The sequence below is a fragment of the Streptomyces sp. NPDC000878 genome, assembly GCF_053599695.1.
The window spans coordinates 1-18,721 of record NZ_JBSFMT010000055.1; the positions used below are offsets into that span (position 1 = coordinate 1).

At 70.2% G+C, this 18,721-nt stretch carries 13 protein-coding genes; 1 reads left to right on the top strand and 12 read right to left on the bottom strand.

The features are described from left to right. Positions 1-157: 157 nt before the first annotated feature. The 8 genes from ACWDR4_RS35110 to ACWDR4_RS35145 all read right to left on the bottom strand — a co-directional run bounded on the left by ACWDR4_RS35110 (position 158) and on the right by ACWDR4_RS35145 (position 10,880). A complete protein-coding gene (locus tag ACWDR4_RS35110) occupies positions 158-1,669 on the bottom strand; it encodes an MFS transporter (protein ID WP_450414442.1) in 1,512 nt (503 codons plus the stop codon). Between the two features lie 127 nt (positions 1,670-1,796). Next, on the bottom strand, positions 1,797-4,055 hold the full coding sequence (locus ACWDR4_RS35115; protein ID WP_450414444.1) for an ArnT family glycosyltransferase: 2,259 nt from the start codon (positions 4,053-4,055) through the stop codon (positions 1,797-1,799). Further along, positions 4,052-5,515: a glycosyltransferase gene (locus ACWDR4_RS35120; protein WP_450414446.1), complete on the bottom strand. Its 1,464-nt coding sequence runs from the start codon at positions 5,513-5,515 to the stop codon at positions 4,052-4,054. Before ACWDR4_RS35120 ends, ACWDR4_RS35115 begins: the two co-directional genes overlap by 4 nt. A gap of 14 nt (positions 5,516-5,529) precedes the next feature. Further along, positions 5,530-7,116, bottom strand: a complete 1,587-nt coding sequence (locus tag ACWDR4_RS35125; protein WP_450414533.1) for an ATP-binding protein — start codon at positions 7,114-7,116, stop codon at positions 5,530-5,532. 276 nt (positions 7,117-7,392) lie between these two features. Next, entirely contained in the window at positions 7,393-8,130 is a 738-nt protein-coding gene (locus tag ACWDR4_RS35130; protein ID WP_235476918.1) for a response regulator transcription factor, read from the bottom strand. 396 nt (positions 8,131-8,526) lie between these two features. Further along, on the bottom strand, positions 8,527-9,474 hold the full coding sequence (locus tag ACWDR4_RS35135) for an amidohydrolase family protein (protein WP_450414448.1): 948 nt from the start codon (positions 9,472-9,474) through the stop codon (positions 8,527-8,529). A 49-nt stretch (positions 9,475-9,523) separates the two neighbouring features. Beyond that, positions 9,524-10,432: a DUF2797 domain-containing protein gene (locus ACWDR4_RS35140; protein ID WP_450414450.1), complete on the bottom strand. Its 909-nt coding sequence runs from the start codon at positions 10,430-10,432 to the stop codon at positions 9,524-9,526. Positions 10,433-10,529: 97 nt separating this feature from the next. Further along, positions 10,530-10,880 (bottom strand): HGxxPAAW family protein, encoded by a 351-nt coding sequence (locus ACWDR4_RS35145; protein ID WP_450414452.1) that lies wholly within the window; start codon positions 10,878-10,880, stop codon positions 10,530-10,532. 87 nt (positions 10,881-10,967) lie between these two features. Here ACWDR4_RS35145 and ACWDR4_RS35150 point away from each other — a divergent pair, with 87 nt between their 5' ends. Then, on the top strand, positions 10,968-11,456 hold the full coding sequence (locus ACWDR4_RS35150) for a MarR family winged helix-turn-helix transcriptional regulator (protein WP_450414454.1): 489 nt from the start codon (positions 10,968-10,970) through the stop codon (positions 11,454-11,456). A gap of 28 nt (positions 11,457-11,484) precedes the next feature. Here the strand turns inward: ACWDR4_RS35150 and ACWDR4_RS35155 are convergent, their stop codons facing one another. The 4 genes from ACWDR4_RS35155 to ACWDR4_RS35170 all read right to left on the bottom strand — a co-directional run bounded on the left by ACWDR4_RS35155 (position 11,485) and on the right by ACWDR4_RS35170 (position 18,626). Then, positions 11,485-13,155 carry a CocE/NonD family hydrolase gene (locus tag ACWDR4_RS35155; protein ID WP_450414456.1) on the bottom strand — a complete coding sequence of 557 codons (1,671 nt, stop codon included), beginning with the start codon at positions 13,153-13,155 and terminating at the stop codon, positions 11,485-11,487. Next, the gene (locus tag ACWDR4_RS35160) at positions 13,142-13,639 is read right to left on the bottom strand and encodes an NUDIX hydrolase (RefSeq protein ID WP_450414535.1); all 498 of its coding nucleotides are present in this window, start codon (positions 13,637-13,639) and stop codon (positions 13,142-13,144) included. The genes ACWDR4_RS35155 and ACWDR4_RS35160 overlap by 14 nt, the downstream gene beginning before the upstream one ends. 18 nt (positions 13,640-13,657) lie before the next feature. Then, positions 13,658-14,326, bottom strand: a complete 669-nt coding sequence (locus ACWDR4_RS35165) for a class I SAM-dependent methyltransferase (RefSeq protein ID WP_450414458.1) — start codon at positions 14,324-14,326, stop codon at positions 13,658-13,660. A gap of 85 nt (positions 14,327-14,411) precedes the next feature. After that, positions 14,412-18,626, bottom strand: a complete 4,215-nt coding sequence (locus ACWDR4_RS35170) for a pectinesterase family protein (protein WP_450414460.1) — start codon at positions 18,624-18,626, stop codon at positions 14,412-14,414. Between the last annotated feature and the right edge of the window lie 95 nt (positions 18,627-18,721).

An 18,721-nucleotide genomic window follows, 5' to 3' on the forward strand; every position in this document is an offset into this window, starting at 1 on the left:
CCGCCGCGCCATGGCCACACCCCACAGAACACGGGAACACATACACCTCCACCGTGCCACAGCGAGATCATTCTGCAAGGACTCTTAAGGGGCGCGAGGAACTGCGCGACCAGCCACGACGCCGCAGCAGCCGCAATCGAACAGAACCCCCACCCCACTAGGCGACCACACCCACCTCGGACTCTGCCCGCTCCGCCCGACGCAACAACACCGCCGCGACCACCCCACCCAGCAACACAGCCACCGCCCCCACCAACTGACTCGTCTCCAACCCGGACGCGAACGCCTCCGTGATACGCGTCCTCTCCGCCGCCGACCCCGCCTCCGCCAACGCCCCCGGCAGGGAAACCGCCGCCACAGAAACCAGCGCCGCGAACCGCGAGTTCAGCACCGCGCCGAGCACCGCGACCCCCAGCCCCTGCCCGAACTCCGCCACCGTGCCGTTGATCCCCGCCCCGACGCCCGCCTTCTCCGGCGGGATCGAACTCATGATCGCGTGGGCCATCGCCGGGCTGGCCACCGCGGCGCCCGTCCCGATGAGCAGCAGGCCCAGCAACGTACCCGCGTAACCGCCGGAGGCAACCGTCGCGATGGAGACCAGGCCCGCCGCCATCGCCGTCATGCCCAGTCCGATGGCGAGCGGGGTGCCGAGCCTGGCCGACCATTTCGCCGCCACGCCGGTGAAGTTGAGGGCGACGATCGCGAGGGCGAGCGGTGCCGTGCGCAGCCCCGCCTCCAGGGGGCCGTACCCGAGCACGAACTGCATGTGCTGGGTGAGGAGGAAGAGGGAGCCGCCCATCCCGAAGGTGATGAGGACTGCCCCCGCGACCGCGCCCGTGAACCGGCGGTTCCGGAAGAAGTGCATGTCGAGCATGGGGTACGGGATCCGGCTCTCCCAGTACGCGAAGGCGCCCAGGACCACGACCGCGACGGTCGCCGGCACCAGTACGCGGCCGGAGGTCCAGCCGTGCTCGGGGCCGGAGATGATCGCGAACACGAGCGAGGACATGCCGATCGTGGAGAGCAGGGCGCCGAGGAGGTCCGGGCGGTCGCCGGTCGGGTTCTTGGACTCGGGGACCAGCGCCACGACCGCCACCAGCCCCAGCGCCGCGACCGGGAGGTTGATCAGGAAGATCGCGCCCCACCAGAAGTGGTTCAGCATGAAGCCGCCGATGAGCGGGCCCGTGGCGAAGCCGAGGGAGTTGACCGCGGCCCAGATGCCGATGGCCCTCGGCTGCTCCTCGGGCGTGAAGATCTGCATCGCCACGGCGAGCGTGGTCGTCATCAACAGCGCGCCGCCGACGCCCATCCCGGCCCGCGCCGCGATCAACTGGCCGGTGCTGTCGGCCAGTCCGGCGACCAGGGAGCCGACCCCGAACAGGACCAGGCCCGCTATCAGCATCTTCTTGCGGCCGTAGCGGTCGGCCGCGCTCCCGGCGGTGAGCAGCAGGCCCGACTGGACCAGCGAGTACGCGTTGATCATCCACTGGATGTCGGAGGTGGAGGCGCTCAGCTCCCGGGTGAGGGAGGGGATCGCGACGTTCAGGACGGTGTTGTCCAGCAGCACGGTGAGCTGCGCGAGACAGATGACACCGAGGATCAGCCAGCGCTGGGGATGCCCCTGGGCGGGCGGAGTTTCCAGGGGGCTTGCCTGGGGGGACGTAGACATGCTGTACACCGTAGAACAGTTCCTGTACGGCGTACAACGCGATATCCACCACGTACGAAAGGGCGGTGGCCCGGAGCTGGATCGCTCCGGGCCACCGCCCTGGAAAGGAACCCTCAGCCGCTGCCGATCAGCTGCTGCTCGTCGGCTGCGTCAGGTCGTAGAAGGTGGCCGAACCCACCGTCACTTCCTTGAAGTTGCTCTCGACCCACGAGCTGATCTGGGACGACGTGCTCGTCGTGCTGCTGCTGCCGCCACCGCCACCGGAGCCGCTGGAGATGAAATAGTGGATCTTGCCGTCCTCCACGTACTTCTTGAACTCGGCCAGCGTCGGGGACGGGTCGGTGCCGTTGAAGCCGCCGATCGCCATCACCGGGTCGCCGGTGGCGAGTTGGTAGCTCGCCGCGTTCTGCGCGCCGATGGCCGCCGCGGCCCAGGTGTAGTCACTCGCGTTCTTCTCCAGCAGGGCCTTGGCCTCGCTGGTGACGCTGGCGCCGTTGAGCAGACCGCCCACGCCACCGCCCATGCCGCCACCCTCGCCGGTCGTACCGCCGGCCATGCCGCCCTGCTGGTTGCCCTGGCCCTGGGTGTTGCCGTTGCCCTGGCTCTGGCCGTTGCCGCCGCCGGGGAACCCGCCGCCGTTGCTGTTGCCGTTGCCGCCGGTCGGGGGCTGGCCCATGCCGCCACCGCCCTGGGTGTTGCCGTTGCCGTTCTGCTGACCCTGCTGGCCGCCCATGCCGCCACCGCCGCCGGGACCGCCACCCATACCGCCGCCACCGCCACCGCCGGGGCCACCGCGACCGCCCTGGACGGACGGACCGGCCGTGACGATCGAGCCGGTGTGGCCCTCGTTGAGGGTGGTGAGGGAGTAGGCCGTCGGGCCGGCCAGCGCCGTGACGAAGCTCAACCCGACCACGGCCAGGGCCAGTTGACGCCCGAGCTTGTTGATGAAGATCAGGCCCAGCGCGGCGACGAGACCGCCGACCAGCACCAGCCACTTCAGCCAGGGCAGGTAGTCGGAGGAGCGGTTCAGGAGGACGTAACCCCAGACCGCGGTCGCCGTCATGGCACCCGCGAGCGTCAACGACGCCCACATCTTGTCCCGTTCCCGCCAGAGCAGGGCCGCGCCGATACCGATCAGCGGCGCGATGTAGGGGGCGAGGGCGACCGTGTAGTACTCGTGGAAGATGCCCTGCATGAAGCTGAAGACCACCATGGTGATCAGCAGCGAGCCGCCCCAGAGGAGGAGCGCGGCGCGGACGCCGTCCGTGCGCGTGGCCTTGCGGCCGGCCCAGATGCCCGCGACGAGCAGGATCAGCGCGGCCGGGATCAGCCAGGAGATCTGGCCGCCGATGCTGGAGCTGAACATCCGGTCCCAGCCGGTCTCGCCCCACTGACCGGTGCTGCCACCGCCGCCACCGCCGCCGACGCTGCCGGTCTCCTCGCCGTTGATACGGCCGAGTCCGTTGTAACCGAAGGTCAGTTCAAGGAACGAGTTGTTCTGCGAGCCGCCGATGTAGGGGCGCGAGGACGCCGGCCACAGCTCGACGATCGCGACCCACCAGCCGCCCGCGACGACCATCGCGAGACCGGCGGCCAGCACCTGTCCGATGCGCCTCCGGACACTGGTCGGCGCGAAGATCACGTAGACCAGGGCAAGCACCGGCAGGATCAGGAAGGCCTGGAGCGTCTTGACCAGGAAGGCGAAACCGATCGCCGTACCCGCCCAGAGCAGCCACTTCGTCTGGGCCTGCTCCATGGCGCGCTGGGTCGCGTAGACCGCGGCGGCCATGAGGAGCGCGAGGAGCGCGTCCGGGTTGTTGAAGCGGAACATCAGCGCGGCGACGGGCGTCAGCGCGAAGACCGCCATCGTGAGGAAACCGGCCGTGGCGCTGAACCGGCGCCGCACGGACGCGTACAGCACACCCGCCGTGGCGACGGCCATCAGGACCTGCGGGAACAGGATCGCGAAGGAGTTGAGGCCGAAGATCCGGACCGACAGGGACATCGGCCAGAGGGAGGCCGGGGGCTTGTCGACGGTGATGGCGTTGGCCGAGTCGAGGGAGCCGAAGAAGAAGGCCTTCCAGGACTGGCTGCCGGCCTGAACGGCCGCCGAGTAGAAGGAGTTGGCGTATCCGGAGGCGGTCAGGTTCCAGCAGTACAGCGCGCCGATCACCAGCAGCGTGGCGAGGAACGCGGGCCGTATCCACCGGTTGTCCTCGGGCCGCCCGCGCCACAGTCTGTGTACGAAGGGCTGCTTGGGCTCACCGGAGGAGGGAGCCGGTACGGCTGTCTCCGTAACCACCTTCTGCTGTACGGCGGTTGAGTCCGACGAGTGCGGTGAGTCCGGCGGCGGATAGGTCGCCTGGTCGAAGTGAGTGGTGGTCATCGCGGGTTCCTCGGATCCTGGAGGTCGTTCGGGCGCACCGGCCGGAGCCGCGTGGTCGGCTCCCCCCAGGTGCGGTCCGCGACTTCACCGGCGCGGAACTGGTCAGTGGAGTAAGGGGAGTTGCCGTACTGCGAGTTGTTGTACGAAGTCGAGGTGTAGGCCTGGTACGTGGGCGAACTCGGCGTGTGCGAGGCCACGACGGTCGAGGCCGCCGGCTCGTCGCGCTGGTCCGGGAACACCCAGGCCCTGAAGAGCAGGAACCGCAGCACCGTCGCCGCGAGGTTGGCGGCGATGAGCACCGCCAGTTCCGTGGAGTGGCCGGGGTCGCTGGTCGCCGCGTTGAGGGCGGCGAGCGAGCCGCTGGTCAGGGCGAGTCCGATGCCGAAGACGACCAGGCCCTGCGCCTGGTGGCGGACGGCACCGCCCTTGCCGCGCACCCCGAAGGTCAGCCGCCGGTTGGCCGCCGTGTTGGCGACCGCGGAGACCAGCAGCGCGAGCGCGTTGGCGATCTGCGAGTCGGCGAAGCCCCGGAAGGCGCTGTAGAGCAGCAGGTAGAAGAGGGTCGACATGGCGCCGACCACACAGAACCCGACGAGCTGGCGGGCCAGCCCCTTGGGTACGTCCTTGATGTCGCGGTCGCGCGGGTCGTCGCCGAAGGGCCGGGCGAGCCGGTCCAGCGGAAGCGACCCGGAGGCCAGGGCCTTGCCCACCCGCACCACCCCCTTCAGGTCGTCGGTCGCCGTCTTGACGATGTGGACGGTCGAGTCCGGGTCGTCGACCCAGTCGACCGGCACCTCGTGGATGCGCAGTCCGGCGCGCTCGGCGAGCACCAGCATCTCGGTGTCGAAGAACCAGCCGGTGTCCTCGATGAGCGGCAGCAGGATCTGGGCGACATCACGCCGGATGGCCTTGAATCCGCACTGCGCGTCGGAGAAGCGGGCCTGGAGCGAGCCGCGCAGGATCAGGTTGTACGTCCGGCTGATGAACTCCCGCTTGGCACCGCGCACGACGCGCGAGGAGCGGGCGAGCCGGGAGCCGATCGCGAGGTCCGAGTGACCGGAGATCAGCGGTGCCACCAGCGGCAGCAGGGCGTTCAGGTCGGTCGAGAGGTCGACGTCCATGTAGGCGAGGATCGGCGCGTCGGACGCGGACCACACTGTCCGCAGTGCTCGGCCGCGCCCCTTCTGCTCCAGCCGGAAGGACCTGACCTCCGGTATCTCCGCCTCCAGCCGCGCGGCCACCTGAGGGGTGGTGTCCGTCGACGCGTTGTCCGCGACCGTGATGCGGAACGCGTACGGGAACGTGCGCTTGAGGTGCTCGTGCAGTCTGAGCACACATGGCTGGAGGTCCTTCTCCTCGTTGTAGACGGGGATCACTACGTCCAGGACAGGCGTACCGGCTGCTGCGGCCGGGAGGTGCTCCCGCGCCGGCAGAGTGCCGGGAGAAGAGTCGGTTCGCATAGGACCGACTTTCGTCAGGCCCCCTGTTCCACCCATGTGGTGGCACTGTGCTGTACCTGTGAGTCCGATTGCCAGTTTGTTTCGGGGGCAAGAGCTGGCAAATGCACCGTAAAGATGGTCTGTCCGGGCACGCTGTCGACGGTCACGGCACCGCCGTGCGCGGTCGCGACGGCCTGCACGATGGCGAGCCCGAGGCCGGTCGACCCGGTGGTCCGGGAGCGCGCGGTGTCGCCTCGCGCGAACCTCTCGAACACATGCGGCAGCAGATCGGCGGGGATGCCCTGTCCGTCGTCCTGCACGTCCACACACAGCCACGGCCCGCGCCGCTGCACGCGCGCGGTGACGGTCGTACCGGGTGGTGTGTGCGTACGGGCGTTGGCCAGCAGGTTCACCAGGACCTGCTGGAGCCGGGCCGCATCCGCCGACACCAGCGCGGGCTCGTCGGGCAGGTCGAGCCGCCAGTTGTGGTCCCGGCCGGCGGCGCGCGCGTCGCTGATGGTGTCCACGACGAGGGGGACGAGGTCGGTCTGGTCGAACTGGAGCGGGCGGCCCGCGTCCAGGCGGGCGAGGAGGAGGAGATCCTCGACGAGGAGGGTCATGCGCCCGGCCTCGGACTCGATCCGCCCGAGGGCGTGCCGGGTGTCAGGGCCGGTCTCCTCACGTCCACGTCTGGTCAGCTCGGCGTATCCGCGGATCGACGCCAGCGGCGTACGCAGCTCATGACTGGCGTCCGCGACGAACTGGCGTACCCGCATCTCGCTCTGCTGACGTGAGTGCAGGGCGCCGTGCACATGGTCGAGCATGCGGTTGAGGGCGGCGCCGACCTGGCCGACCTCGGTGTGCGGGTCGGTCTCGGACTCGGCGACCCGCTCGTTGAGGGTCACCTCGCCGGTGTGCAGCGGGAGTTCGGAGACCCGGGTGGCGGTCGAGGCGACCTTGCGGAGGGGGCGCAGGGCCACACCTACGAGGACGGAGCCGGCGATACCGGCCGCGACGAGGCCTGCGGTGGTGACGCTGACCTCTACGAGGATCAGGGTGTTGATGGTGGTGGTGACGGAGTCGGTGGGGAGGGCGACGTAGAAGTTGCCGCGGCTGCCGGTGACGTACGTGACGCGGTACTCGCCGAGGTCGCCGAGGGTGATGGTGTGCAGACCGCCGCTTCGGGAGACGGCGGCCAACTCGGAGCGCTGCGCCGCGTTCAGCTCGACGGCCTCCATCTCGCTGCTGTCGGTCGAGGTCGTGCTCGACGGCATCTCGGCGACGTACGCCTCGGTGACACCGCCGTTCGCGTCGACGGCCGCGGCGACGGTGGACTCCTGCGTCCCGCCCTTCTGCATGAACTCCGTGAGCCGTTCCTTGACGGTCTGGTTCGCGGCGCCCGTGGAGGTGGTGGCGTTGCCGGTGGAGGGGGCGGTGCCCGTGGAGGACGAGCCGTTGCCGCCCGGCTGCTGTCCGGGAGCCTCAGGGTTGCCGCCGGGGTCGCCGCCGGAGGGGCCCTCCCCGGCGGGGGGACCGCCGGCGCGCTTGGCGGCCTCTTCGACCTGGTTGTCGAGCTGCTTGTAGAGGTGCTGTTCGAGCGCGATGGTCGTCACCGTGCCCATCACGGCGCACACCACGGCGATCAGCGAGACCGCCGAGACCACCAGCCGCGTGCGCAGCGTCCGCGGCTTGTTCTGCCGCGCCTCCCGCTGCAACCTGTGCGACTTCCTCTGACTGCTCACCGTGCTGCCCTCCTGCCGGGCTCGACTACGTCTTCCGGAGCGGCACCACCATTGACGCGCCCTACATTCTGACCGCGCGCCGTCCCGCGCGCCGGGGATTCGACCGACCCGCGACTATGAGGGCGAACACATGCCCGCCCCACGTCGAGGACGGGATCAGCCGGCGGGCTTGATCAGATACCCGGCACCGCGCCGGGTGTGGATCATCGGCTCGCGCCCGGCGTCTATCTTCCGCCGCAGGTAGGAGATGTACAGCTCGACGACGTTCGCCTGGCCGCCGAAGTCGTACGACCACACACGGTCGAGGATCTGGGCCTTGCTGAGCACGCGCCGCGGGTTGCGCATCAGGAAGCGGAGCAGCTCGAACTCGGTCGCGGTGAGGTGGATGCCCTCCCCGGCCCGCGACACCTCGTGGCTGTCCTCGTCGAGGGTGAGGTCGCCGACGACCAGCACGGAGTCGGACCGGCGGTCGGCGGCACCGGAGCGCCGGATCAGGCCGCGCAGTCGCGCCACGACCTCTTCGAGGCTGAACGGCTTGGTGACGTAGTCGTCGCCGCCCGCGGTGAGGCCCGCGATCCGGTCCTCGACGGCGTCCTTCGCCGTCAGGAACAGCACGGGTACGTCGGGCAGCTCGCGCCGCAGCCGGCCGAGGACGGTGAGGCCGTCCATGTCGGGCAGCATCATGTCGAGAACGACGGCGTCGGGCCGGAACTCGCGCGCGGTCTGCACCGCACCCGTTCCGTCACCCGCGCTGCGGATCTGCCAGCCTTCGTAGCGGAGGGCCATGGACAGCAGCTCGGTGATCGACAGCTCGTCGTCCACCACAAGCACTCGGACGGGGCTCCCGTCCGGCCTCAGCAGTTCGGTGCGCCCCTGGGGCGAGGTCGTGGTCATAGCGGACACCTTGTCGGTGTCCTCTGAGAGCGAGCTTTCTGGAACCTGTGATTTTCCTGAGAAACTCACAGGCGCCTCTCAGGGAATCCCTGGGAAATCCCCCCGGGAGAAGGTCCGAAGAGCGGGGTGAACCGACTTGTGGCGAGATGGTGAAAGCGCCTCTCACCTGCACGTTTGCCAGCCACGCAAACACTTGCACCGGCCACCGAGGCGCACCCGAGGCGCCCGACAGGCATCCTGTGCGTCTCCTGGGCGAACCCGATCCAACGTTACGCACCCCACTTCCGTACGCCCGAAATGTCACCGCCGACCTCCCCTTCTCACCTCAAACTCATGCCGGTGTCAGGCCTTCCTCAGCTCCGTACCTCCCTTGAATCAGCCTCCGTACCCGTGTCCTCACAGCCCGAACAGCCGCGCCCCGTTGTCATGACACACGGCCCGGAGCCAGTCGTCGCCGAGGCCCAGACGCTCCAGGACATGCAGCTGATGGACGTACGGATACGGGATGTTCGGGAAGTCCGAGCCGAGCAGGACACGGTCACCGAGGTCGGCCAGCCGGGGGAGCGCGGGCCGGGGGAACGGGGTGATCCGCTCCGCGAAGTCGGTGAACGCCATCGTCGTGTCCAGCCGCACCTCCTCGTACCGCTCGGCGAGGTCGAGGAACTCCTCGTACTCGGGCATCCCCAGGTGCGCGACGATCAGCCGCAGCCGGGGATGTCTGGCCAGCACCCGGCCGATCGGCTCGGGCCCGGTGTGCTTGCCGGGTGCCGGACCGGAGCCGCAGTGGATCACCACGGGGATGCCTGCCTCGGCGAGCAGTCCCCAGACCGGGTCCAGGAGTTCGTCGGCCGGGTCGTACGCCCCCACCTGGACGTGCGCCTTGAAGACGCGCGCGCCGGACTCGACGGCCTCACGGACGTACGCCTCGACGCCCGGCTCGGGGAAGAGGGTGGACGTGTGCAGACAGTCGGGGGTGCGGCTGGCGAAGTCGGTGGCCCACTGGTTGAGCCACTGGGCCATGCCTGCCTTGTGCGGGTAGAGCATGGCGGTGAAGGCCCGTACCCCGAACTCCCGGATCAGCGCGAGCCGTTCGTCCTCCTCCAGCCGGTAGGTGATCGGCCACTCGACGCCCTCGGCCACCGCCCCGACGGCGTCGAAGTACGCCCAGACCTTGCGCAGGACGCGCTCTGGCATGAAGTGCGTGTGCACGTCGACGAGACCGGGCAGCCCGAGCCGCGTCCAGAACCGCCGGACCTCGGCGGCCTCTGCGGCCTCCGCGACCTCGCCCGCCTCGCCGCCGACGTCGGCGTTCCCGTCTCCCGAGGCTGCCCTCGTATCGTCCACAGTCGTCCTCTCGCTCACCGCTCACACGCTTGCCGTACGGCACCCGGGTTCAGAACAACCCGTCCTGCACCCCCGCCGCCTCCCCCGCCCCCTTCATCCCCTTGAACTCCCGTACGGGAACGGTGAGTCCACCACTCCCGACCGGCACCAGCTCCCACCCCGTCATCAGCCTCGTGTCCAGCACCACGACCCCCCGCCCGTCCCCGGCCGCGTCCCCGAGATCGAGATGCAGATCGGGCCCGGCCGCCGCCACCAGCTCACCTCCGACGACACCCCCGGCCACCAGCTCGCTCACCGCACCCACGGCGGGTGCCGGCCCCGCCAGCCCGAACACCCCGACGTGGTCGACGACTTGGCAGGGCTCCCGCTCCAGGGACTCGGGCCAGGCGCCCAGCGTCACCGCCCGGGCGTGCAGTTCCTCGACCTCGACCGCCCGCTCCGCCGCCGTCCCCGGCAGCGCGGCCCGCACCGCCCGCTTGTCGGCGTACGGAATCCGGTCCGGGACGCCGAGCGCGGCGCGCAGCAGCTCCTCCGTACGCCGGGCGGCCATCAGCGGGCCGGACCCCAGCCAGCTGAAGGCGACCGCACCCTGTTCAAGCAGCCGGGCCGAGCCCCGCTCCAGCGCCGTGATGCCGACCTTGGTCATGCCGGGCCCGAACCACGCCAGATATACGTGATAGGGGCGTGGATCGTCCGCGATCGTGTCGGCGGCGACCGAGTGCGCCCGGTCCAGCCGCGCGCACTCCTCGCACCGCGCTCCCGTACTCCGCCCCGACACCGCCGTCCGTATCGGACAGGCGTTGCCCCGCGCTCCCGCACATGTCCGGACGCCCCCTTCCGTGACCCCGAAGGCCACCCTCTTTCCCCACGTCAGCGCACTGTCGCGCCCACCGTCCCACCGCAGCACGGGACCGTCCGCCGACCATCGCAGCCCCGAGCATCTCCACGCCTGTGCCATCCCTTGCGAGATTACGGGCTGCCACTGACAACGCCCCTCGGACGACAAAAGACCAGGTCAGACAGCCAGACGGCCAGAGAGGTAGAGAGGCAGCGATTCAGACGCGTTCCGGAACAGCCTCGGCGCCGGCGGTGACGGCCGTACTGCCCGCCCACCGCCCTCGCCCCGCCAGCCGGCACCCCACGCACCCCGGATGCCCGGCCCGCGCCGAGCGGTCCCGCTCCCGCATCCGCCACTCGCCCACCGGCCGCACGCCCGGACCCTTCCCCCACCCGGCGAGATGCAGCGCCCAGGTGACCAGGAGGGCGACCACCAGTACCGCGATACCGCCCGTCACCGCGAGGGCCGAGGTCGTACAGATGCCGAGGCCGAGTACGCAGGACCCGACGGTCGCGATGGCGGTGCCGGTCCAGCCGGCGACGGTGTGTCCCTCGTCGTAGGTGCTCATGTCCGCGTCCCCCCACGTAGAATCGAGAATCTCTCACGCCGTAAGCAGTTTAACCGCAAAACCTCTCACCAGCTAAGGCAATTCCCGATGCAAGGCATCCCTGACGCGTCCCGCCCGCCCGCGACCCCCGCCCAGATGCTCACGGCGATGGACCACACCATCGCGACGCATCTGCTCAGCCAGCAGGAGATGGCCCGGCGTCTCAGCATGAACGTCACCGACCTCACCTGCTTCGGCTTCGTCCTGGAGGCGGGCGAGGACCTGCTCACCGCCGGTGACCTGGCCGAACGCGCGCACGTCACCACGGGCGCCGTCACCGGGGTCCTCAACCGCCTCGAACGCGCGGGCTACATCACCCGCTGCCCCGACCCGAACGACCGGCGCCGGGTCCGCGTGGCCGCCCAACCGGCCGCCGTCGCCCAGGTGTACGCCCTCTACGAGCCCTACTACGCCCGCCTGACCGCCCTCATCGCCGACTACTCCCCCGACGAAGTCGCCGTACTGGCCGACTGGTTCACCCGCCAGGGCCGACTGGCCCGGGAGTACATGGACGAGATCCGCGAGACGGAGACGTAGGCGGACATGCAGGGGAACGGGTGGTCACTCACTCCCGCACCGGCAGAACGACCGCCGACGGACACTCGCCCCCGTGATGAACCTCCTGGTCGGCAGCGAGAAGAACAGTCGCCGTGCCGTGCGGCTCGCCGGTCCCGGTGTTGCGCGCGAACCTGGGGAACGCCCCGCTGGACACCTGCACGCGGATGCGGTGCCCGCGCCGGAAACGGTAGGCGGTGGGCCACAACGAGACGCGGACGAGACGGAGTTCATCGGCATCGGTGACGCTGACCAGCCCGTCGCACACGTTGTACGACCGCCCGCGCGCGTCGACATCGCACACCCGCACGAACACATCGGCGTACGCCAGGCCGGACCTGAACCAGATCTCCGCCCCGACCTCCCCGACGACCTCGACGTCCTCCGTCAACTCGGGTGTCGTGTACGTCAGTACATCGGCCCGCGCCTCCAACTCCCCGTTGGCGACCCGCCCGCCGCCCCGGCCCATCCGGACGCCGCCGACGGCAGGGGTGGGGTCGGCGGGGTCGTACCGGTAGGTGTCGTGCGCGTGCGCCGCTGCCCGCTCACCCGGTTCGTCGCCGCCGAGCACACCGCCGGCCCCGAGAGGGAACCGCCGGGGCACGTACCCGACGGGCGGCCAGGAGGCGAAGTCCCGCCACTCGCCCCCCTTCTCCCCTGCGCCGCTCATGACGAACAGCCGTACGGGTGCCCGTTCCGGAGGCGCCTCCCCGCGCGCGTGGGCGAGCCCGAACTCGACCGCCTCCTGGATCGGCGTGCCGTGCGGGGACAGATGGCCCCAGGGCCCGACCGTCAGCCGCGCCGGACGCCCCGCCTCCTGCAGCGCGCGGAAGTCCCGCAACTGCCCCGGCAGAAAGATGTCGTGCCAGCCCCCGATCGAACTGACCGGCACGCTCACGCCCGCCACCCGGTGCCGATGGTCGAGCTGGTCGTCACGCTCGTCGACGCCGGACCCGGACCCGGACCCGGACCCATGACCGTCGGTGTCGTGGGCGAAGATGCTCTGGAGGTAGTCGGAGCGGTGGCCGAGGGCGGCCAGGTCGGCGCCGCTCAGCGGGAGCGTGGCCAGGGCCCGCCGGTTGCGGGAGGCCTGGGCGATCTGGCGCAGCACCGCGAAGGGACGTTCCTGCCCGGCGACCATGACGCCCCACTCGAACGGCGTCTCCAGCGAGAACCCGTCCGCCCGCAGGAACTCCTGGGTCAGCGCCGACTCGGTCACCATCGGGATCATCGCCTTGACCTCGGGCGGCAGCGAATCGGCGACGGCCCACTGGGCGAACCCCATGTAACTGGCCCCGACCAGCACGACGGACCCCGCGCACCAGGGCTGCTTCACCACCCACTCCAGCGTCGAGAGCCCGTCCGCCCGCTCACGCCGGAACGGCTCGAAGTCCCCGCCCGAGCCGAAGGTCCCGCGCGCGCTCTGCACGACGACCTGGAACCCGCGTTCGGCCAACAGCCGTACGGAACCGCCTCCTTGAACCCCGCGCCGCCCGTACGGCGTCCGGATCAGAGCGACGGGCAGCCCGTCGTCCTCGCGCCCCCGGGGCACCCACCGGTCGGCCAGCAGCTCGATCCCGTCGGCCATCGGGACCCGCAGATCCCGCTGGACGACGAGATCCCGGGTCGGCGGAGGGTCGAGCCGCAGCAGCCGCTGGAGAAGATGACTACGCAGGTTCATGGAAGGCAGCCCCAGTCTGAAAGCGGCGCAGAGCCTCAACGCCATCGGGTACGAAGGTCAGTTGCCGGGTCAGCTCCCACAACTCGCCCTCGCTGACCCACTCGTGCCAGGCGATCTCGTCCGGGTCGGGAGTGATCTCCTCGGTGACAACGGCCACGTGGACACCGAGCCAGTACGGGCTGATGGCCCCCCGGCAGAGGAACTTGAACGCGAATCGTACGTCCGCCCGAACGCCCAGCTCCTCGGTGAGTTCCCGGGCGGCGGCCTCCTCCCAGCTCTCCCCGACGTCGACAGCACCGCCGACCAGCCAGTTGTACTGCCCCGGAAACCGCACGTGCCCGTCGGCCCGCCGATGCACCAGCACCCGCCCGCCACCATCCCGGCACACGGTGGTGGCGACCCGGTGCAGCCACCCGCGCCGAACAGCCTCACCCCGCTCCACCACCCCGACGACCCGGTCCCGTTCGTCAACCCGTTCGACCATCTCCACGCCCGCCACCCCTCAACTCCCCGTCGGCTTCCGCCACACCAAGGTGTACCGCCAGAAGAGCCGCCGCCGCACTCCGCACCCGGGCAACACCCGCCGCGCCTCCCGCACCACCTCCCCGAACCCCGTCTCCGCCACCCGCGTCCGCGCGGTCATGGCAACCGGCCGCGCCGCCCGCCGCCCCCGGTTCTTCACCCACGCCATGACGAGATTCGCCGGAATGGCGACAGCCCCCAGCAGCTGATCGACGGGACCCTCGGCCCGCGCCAGCCCGACGACGACCAGCGTCCCGCCGGGCGCCAGTCGCCGCCGGAAGAGGGCGAGCGCGTCGGCATACGGAAGGTGGTGGACGGCGGCGACACAGGTGATGACGTCGTACGGACCCTCCGGAAGCCCGGTCATCGCGTCCACGGCGGCGAAGGTCACCGGGGCGGCCGGGGAGGTGAGTTCGCGGGCCCGGTCGATGATCGCGACGTCCGAGTCGACGCCGAGCACCGACGCCGTACTCCGCCCCGCCAGCAGCCGTACCAGGTCGCCGCTGCCGCAGCCGACGTCCAGGGCGCGGCCGTACCGCCTGGGCAACTGCCGCAGGATCCACGGGTGGTAGTGGGCGTTGTGGTCCCAGGGGCGGGCGGCGTGGAACCGCTCCAGTGCGCGCAGGACGGGCGGCGGCAAGATCGTCACACCGTCATCCTGGCGCGGAACGGCACACCGGACAACGGCGAAGGGCCCCACCGCGAACGATGGAGCCCCATACCCGTATGGACGGTCAACTACCCTGCGGAGCCCACCCGTCCGAGCCGGTCAGGTACGCGGAGACCGTGTAGGTGCCCTCGGTCTCGGCGGTCAGCTGGGGGCGGTTGGTGTTGGTGCCGGTGTTGTCGGCGCCCGCGCCGGTGTTCAGGTACTCGGCGAAGCGGGCGGCCTGCCAGGTCTGCGAGGTGCTCCAGTTCTGGTAGGGCGCGCTCAGGACCTGCGAGGGCAGCGAGGTGTTGCGGATGACCTGCTGGCCACTGGCGCTCCAGGGCCGGCCGAGGCTGATCTTCGCGCTGTTGTTGACCCCGTCCGTCACGATCCGGCTGTTGGCGATCAGGAATCCGTACGCCGCCGCGGAGTTGGTCTGCGGCGCCGACAGGATCGGCGTGCCGGTACGGGAGGTCAGCACCTTGATGGTGGAGTCGTCGATCACCGTCGTGCCGTGACCGCAGATGAAGTCGACGTCGCCCTCGATGTACGAGTCGGTGAAGTACTGCCGGCTCAGCACACTCCCGGCGTTGACCTGCTTGGTGTACAGGGTGTCCTGGTTGCCGAGCAGCCGCACGTTGTCGTAGACCTGTCGGTCCCCCTGCGCCATCAGCGCGACCGCCTGGCCGGTGAAGGAGGCCATGAGGTCGGCGTGGGCGGCCTCGTCGAAGTCGTTGGAGACGGTCAGGTTCTCGAAACGCGTGTTGCTGCTCGCGTTGGTGAAGGTCGCACTGTTGGTGGTGCCGTACGCGGAACCGGTGGCCGGGTTGATGGTGCCCGACGCGTTGTCGTACACGATCGTCGTGTCGGACGCGTCACCGCTCGTACCGATGAGCTGCACGTACGGCTTGTTCTTCAGCGTGACCGTCTCCCGGTAGGTGCCGGGCCGTATCGCGATGACGAACGGGTTGGCCGCCGTACCGCCGGAGGCCGTGGCCGCGACGGCCGCCGAGACGGTGGTGTAGTCGCCGCTGCCGTCGGCCGCGACCACCACGTCGGTACCGACGGGCAGTTCGGAGCCGCTGACCTCGCCGGAGACCCCGGAGACCTGCCCGGCGGCGTCCACGGCGACGACCGCGTAGTGGTACGTCGTCCCGAAGGCGGCCGAGGTGTCGCTGTACGAGGTCGAGGTGACGCCCGTGGCGACCAGGTTGCCCTCGGTCGCCGTGACCCCGGCGGAGGCCGACCGGTAGACCCGGTAACCGGCCAGGTCGCCGTCGGCGGGCGCGGTCCACGCCAGGTCGATCCGCCCGGCGGCGCCGGTCGCGGTGAGCCCGGTCGGGGCGGCCGGCGCGTCGTCGGTCACCGGGACGGGGACGGTGCCGGTCACGAGACCGGAGTTGGCGGAGACGTTGCCCGAGGTGTCCACGGCGACGACGAAGTAGGTGTACTCGGTGCCCTGGACGGCCGTGGAGTCGGTGTACGAGGTGCCGCTGATCGGATCGTCACCGCTGAGCAGAACCTCGGTGAAGTCCGGCGACCGGCGGTACACCTGGTACCCGGCGACGTCACTGTCCGTCGCGGCGGTCCACGTCAGGTCGACCCCGGTGGCGGTGGCCGCGGCCGTCAGGCCGGTCGGCGCGTCCGGTATGACGAAGTCCTCGGCGGCCAGCGTGCCCGTCGGGTCCCAGTTGTCCGTACCCCGCAGGAAACGCGCGGCCGTGTTCTGCCGGGCCTCGATGTCGCTCAGCTGCGGCCGGTCGGCGTTGGTCCCGCTGTTGTCGGCGCCGACGCCGGTGTTCTGGTACTCGGCGTACCGAGCGTTCTTCCAACTATGACTGGCGTCCCAGTCCTTCCACGCCGAGGTGGGCGTCTTCGGGATGGACGTGTCGCGGACGACGACCTGGGGCTGGTAGTCGGTGGAGTACTGCGGCCAGGGACGGCCCAGGTAGTACGAGGTGATCCCGGCGTCGAGCGTGATGTCGCTGTCGGTGATCAGGAAGCCGTGGTTCGAACTCGCCTTGGTGCTGGCGGCGGTGATCGAGCCGCCGTTCTTGCCCCGGCCGCCGGTGTAGTGGATCTCGTCGTTCTGGAAGACGGCCGTACCGGCGCCGTAGAGCCAGTCGGTGTCGCCCTCCAGATAGCTGTCGCGGATCAGCACCCGGCTGTCGGACTCACGGATGTAGACGGTGTCCTGGTTGCCCAGCAGCCGCACGTTGTCGTAGACCTGCCGGTCACCGGTGGTCCGCAGCGCGACGGCCTGGTTGTTGCCGCTGGTCGCGTCCTCGACGTACTCGTTGGCGATGGTGAGGTTCTTGACCGTCAGATCGGAGGCGTCGGCGTAGACGGTCGCCGACGACTCCATCGTGACGGCGGTGCTGCCGTCGCGCACCCCGCGCGCCTCGGTGATGACGGTGTCGGCCGCATCGCCGGTCCCGCCCACGATCACGAGATGCGTCTTGCCTTCGGCGACGACCACGGACCCGGTGTACGTCCCCGGCTTGACCAAGATGGTCACATCCGCCGTCGCCCCGGCCGGAGCCGCGTTGAGCGCGGCCTGGATGGTGGAGTACCCACCCTTCCCCACGACGAGATCGGCGGCGAAGTACAGGGTCGTGGCCCCGGCCGAGCCGCTGCTCACGGACTCGTTGCCGGCGGCGTCGTACGCCGTGACCGCGTAGTAGTAGGTCTCCCCGTCGGCATCGAATCTCGTGTCGGTGAACGAGGTGGCGGTCTGCCCGGCGGCGATGAGGTTCGTGCCGGTGAGCGCCACGTCCGGGCTGGTGGACCGGTAGATCCGGTACCTGGGGCCGGCCTCGGTGGCCGGCGCGGTCCAGCTCAACTTGACCTCCCGGTCCCCGCCGACGGCGGCGAGGCCGCTGGGCGCGTCCGGGGCGGTGGTGTCGGGCGGGGTGAGCGCGGTACCGGTGACGGTCGCGGCGGCCGAGACGTTCCCGGCGGCGTCAAGGGCGTACACCTTGTAATAGGTGGGAGAACCGGCGACGGCGGAGATGTCGTTGAAATACCCCTCGTCGGTCGTCACGAGCTTCGTGTACGTCCCGTCGGCGGAGGCCGACGACCACACCTGGTAGGCCACCGTGTCGGAGGAAGCACCGGAGGTCCAGGTCAGCTCGACGCCACCGAGCATGCCGGTCGCGGTGAGGCCGGCGGGGGCGGCGGGCGCGGTGGTGTCGGGCCGGGTACCGGAGACATAGGCGCTGGGGACGCCTACGTTCCCGGCGGCGTCGAGAGCGGCGACGGCGTAGAAGTAGGTGGCTTTCTCAACAGCGGAGGCATCGCTGTAGCTACTGGCCGTCGTATCGGCGAGCTTGGTGACACCGGTGCCGGTGGCCGAGGTGGCGCGGTACACGCGGTACTTGACGGTGTCGGCGGTGGGCTTGCCCCAGGCGACGGTGTTGCCGGTGCCGCTTCCGGTCACGGTGACGTTCGTGGGCGCGGTGGGTGCGGTGACGTCCTTGGACGTCACATTGACAACGGACGAACCGCCGGACACGTTCCCCGACTTGTCGACGGCGACGAGACGGTAGTAGTAACGGGCCCCGTTTGCGGCGGGCTTGTCGTTGTACGAGGTGCCGGTGACGAGCTTGCTGCCACTGATCAGGTTGGCAGGGGTGACCGGAACGGAGGCCGAGGTGGACCGGTAGACCCGGTACCCGGCGAGATCGGCCTCGGGGCTCTTGGTCCAGGTCAACTTGGCGGTCGGATAGGCGTACGAGGCCTTGAGGCCCACCGGGGCGTTCGGCTTGACCTTGTCCTTGGCGGCCGGGGTCACCTTGACCGAGACGTTGGCGGAACCCCGGCCGGCGAAGTAGTCGACGCGCAGGGTGTGGCGCCCCTTGGAGAAGGTGTGCGCGACGGTCTTGGTCTGGGTCCGAGTGACGTCTTTCCACCCATCGAGGATCTTCTTGCCGTCGACGTAGATCCGTACGCCGTCCTGGCTGGCGGCGGTCACCGTGAACGGCCCGCCGCCGCCGAAGTCCCGTACCTGGGTCCAGCGAACGGAGAAGTTGTCCTTGGCGAGCCCGGAGACGGCGGGGCGCCCGGCCCCCCAGTTCTCACTGATGCTGCTGTCACAAACAGTCTTCTTCGCCGCACCGGCCAACCGGGCATTGGCGAAGAACTGCTCGGTCCACGTACCGGTGGCACAGGAGACGGCCGCCTGCGCGGTGACGGCCGGAATCACGACGAGTCCACCGACGGTGACCGCGGTGGCGAGAGAGACGGCGATGGCCTGAACCCGCTTGCGGGACACGGGTGCGACGCGGTCTGGCAACTGCATGGAGGGCCCTCGACCCTTTCTGGGTTACCCGGTCGCGGCGCGCCCCGTGGGGGAGACCGAGCGCGCGACCTGGGAGAACGTGAGTGGGCGGGAAC

What these genes read in the sequence shown, in the direction of transcription:
- ACWDR4_RS35110 (WP_450414442.1), bottom strand. Translation starts at nt 1,669, where the DNA reads ATGTCTACGTCCCCCCAGGCAAGCCCCCTGGAAACTCCGCCCGCCCAG.
- ACWDR4_RS35115 (WP_450414444.1), bottom strand. Translation starts at nt 4,055, where the DNA reads ATGACCACCACTCACTTCGACCAGGCGACCTATCCGCCGCCGGACTCA.
- ACWDR4_RS35120 (WP_450414446.1), bottom strand. Translation starts at nt 5,515, where the DNA reads ATGCGAACCGACTCTTCTCCCGGCACTCTGCCGGCGCGGGAGCACCTC.
- ACWDR4_RS35125 (WP_450414533.1), bottom strand. Translation starts at nt 7,116, where the DNA reads ATGGGCACGGTGACGACCATCGCGCTCGAACAGCACCTCTACAAGCAG.
- ACWDR4_RS35130 (WP_235476918.1), bottom strand. Translation starts at nt 8,130, where the DNA reads ATGACCACGACCTCGCCCCAGGGGCGCACCGAACTGCTGAGGCCGGAC.
- ACWDR4_RS35140 (WP_450414450.1), bottom strand. Translation starts at nt 10,432, where the DNA reads ATGGCACAGGCGTGGAGATGCTCGGGGCTGCGATGGTCGGCGGACGGT.
- ACWDR4_RS35145 (WP_450414452.1), bottom strand. Translation starts at nt 10,880, where the DNA reads ATGAGCACCTACGACGAGGGACACACCGTCGCCGGCTGGACCGGCACC.
- ACWDR4_RS35150 (WP_450414454.1), top strand. Translation starts at nt 10,968, where the DNA reads ATGCAAGGCATCCCTGACGCGTCCCGCCCGCCCGCGACCCCCGCCCAG.
- ACWDR4_RS35155 (WP_450414456.1), bottom strand. Translation starts at nt 13,155, where the DNA reads ATGAACCTGCGTAGTCATCTTCTCCAGCGGCTGCTGCGGCTCGACCCT.
- ACWDR4_RS35160 (WP_450414535.1), bottom strand. Translation starts at nt 13,639, where the DNA reads ATGGTCGAACGGGTTGACGAACGGGACCGGGTCGTCGGGGTGGTGGAG.
- ACWDR4_RS35170 (WP_450414460.1), bottom strand. Translation starts at nt 18,626, where the DNA reads ATGCAGTTGCCAGACCGCGTCGCACCCGTGTCCCGCAAGCGGGTTCAG.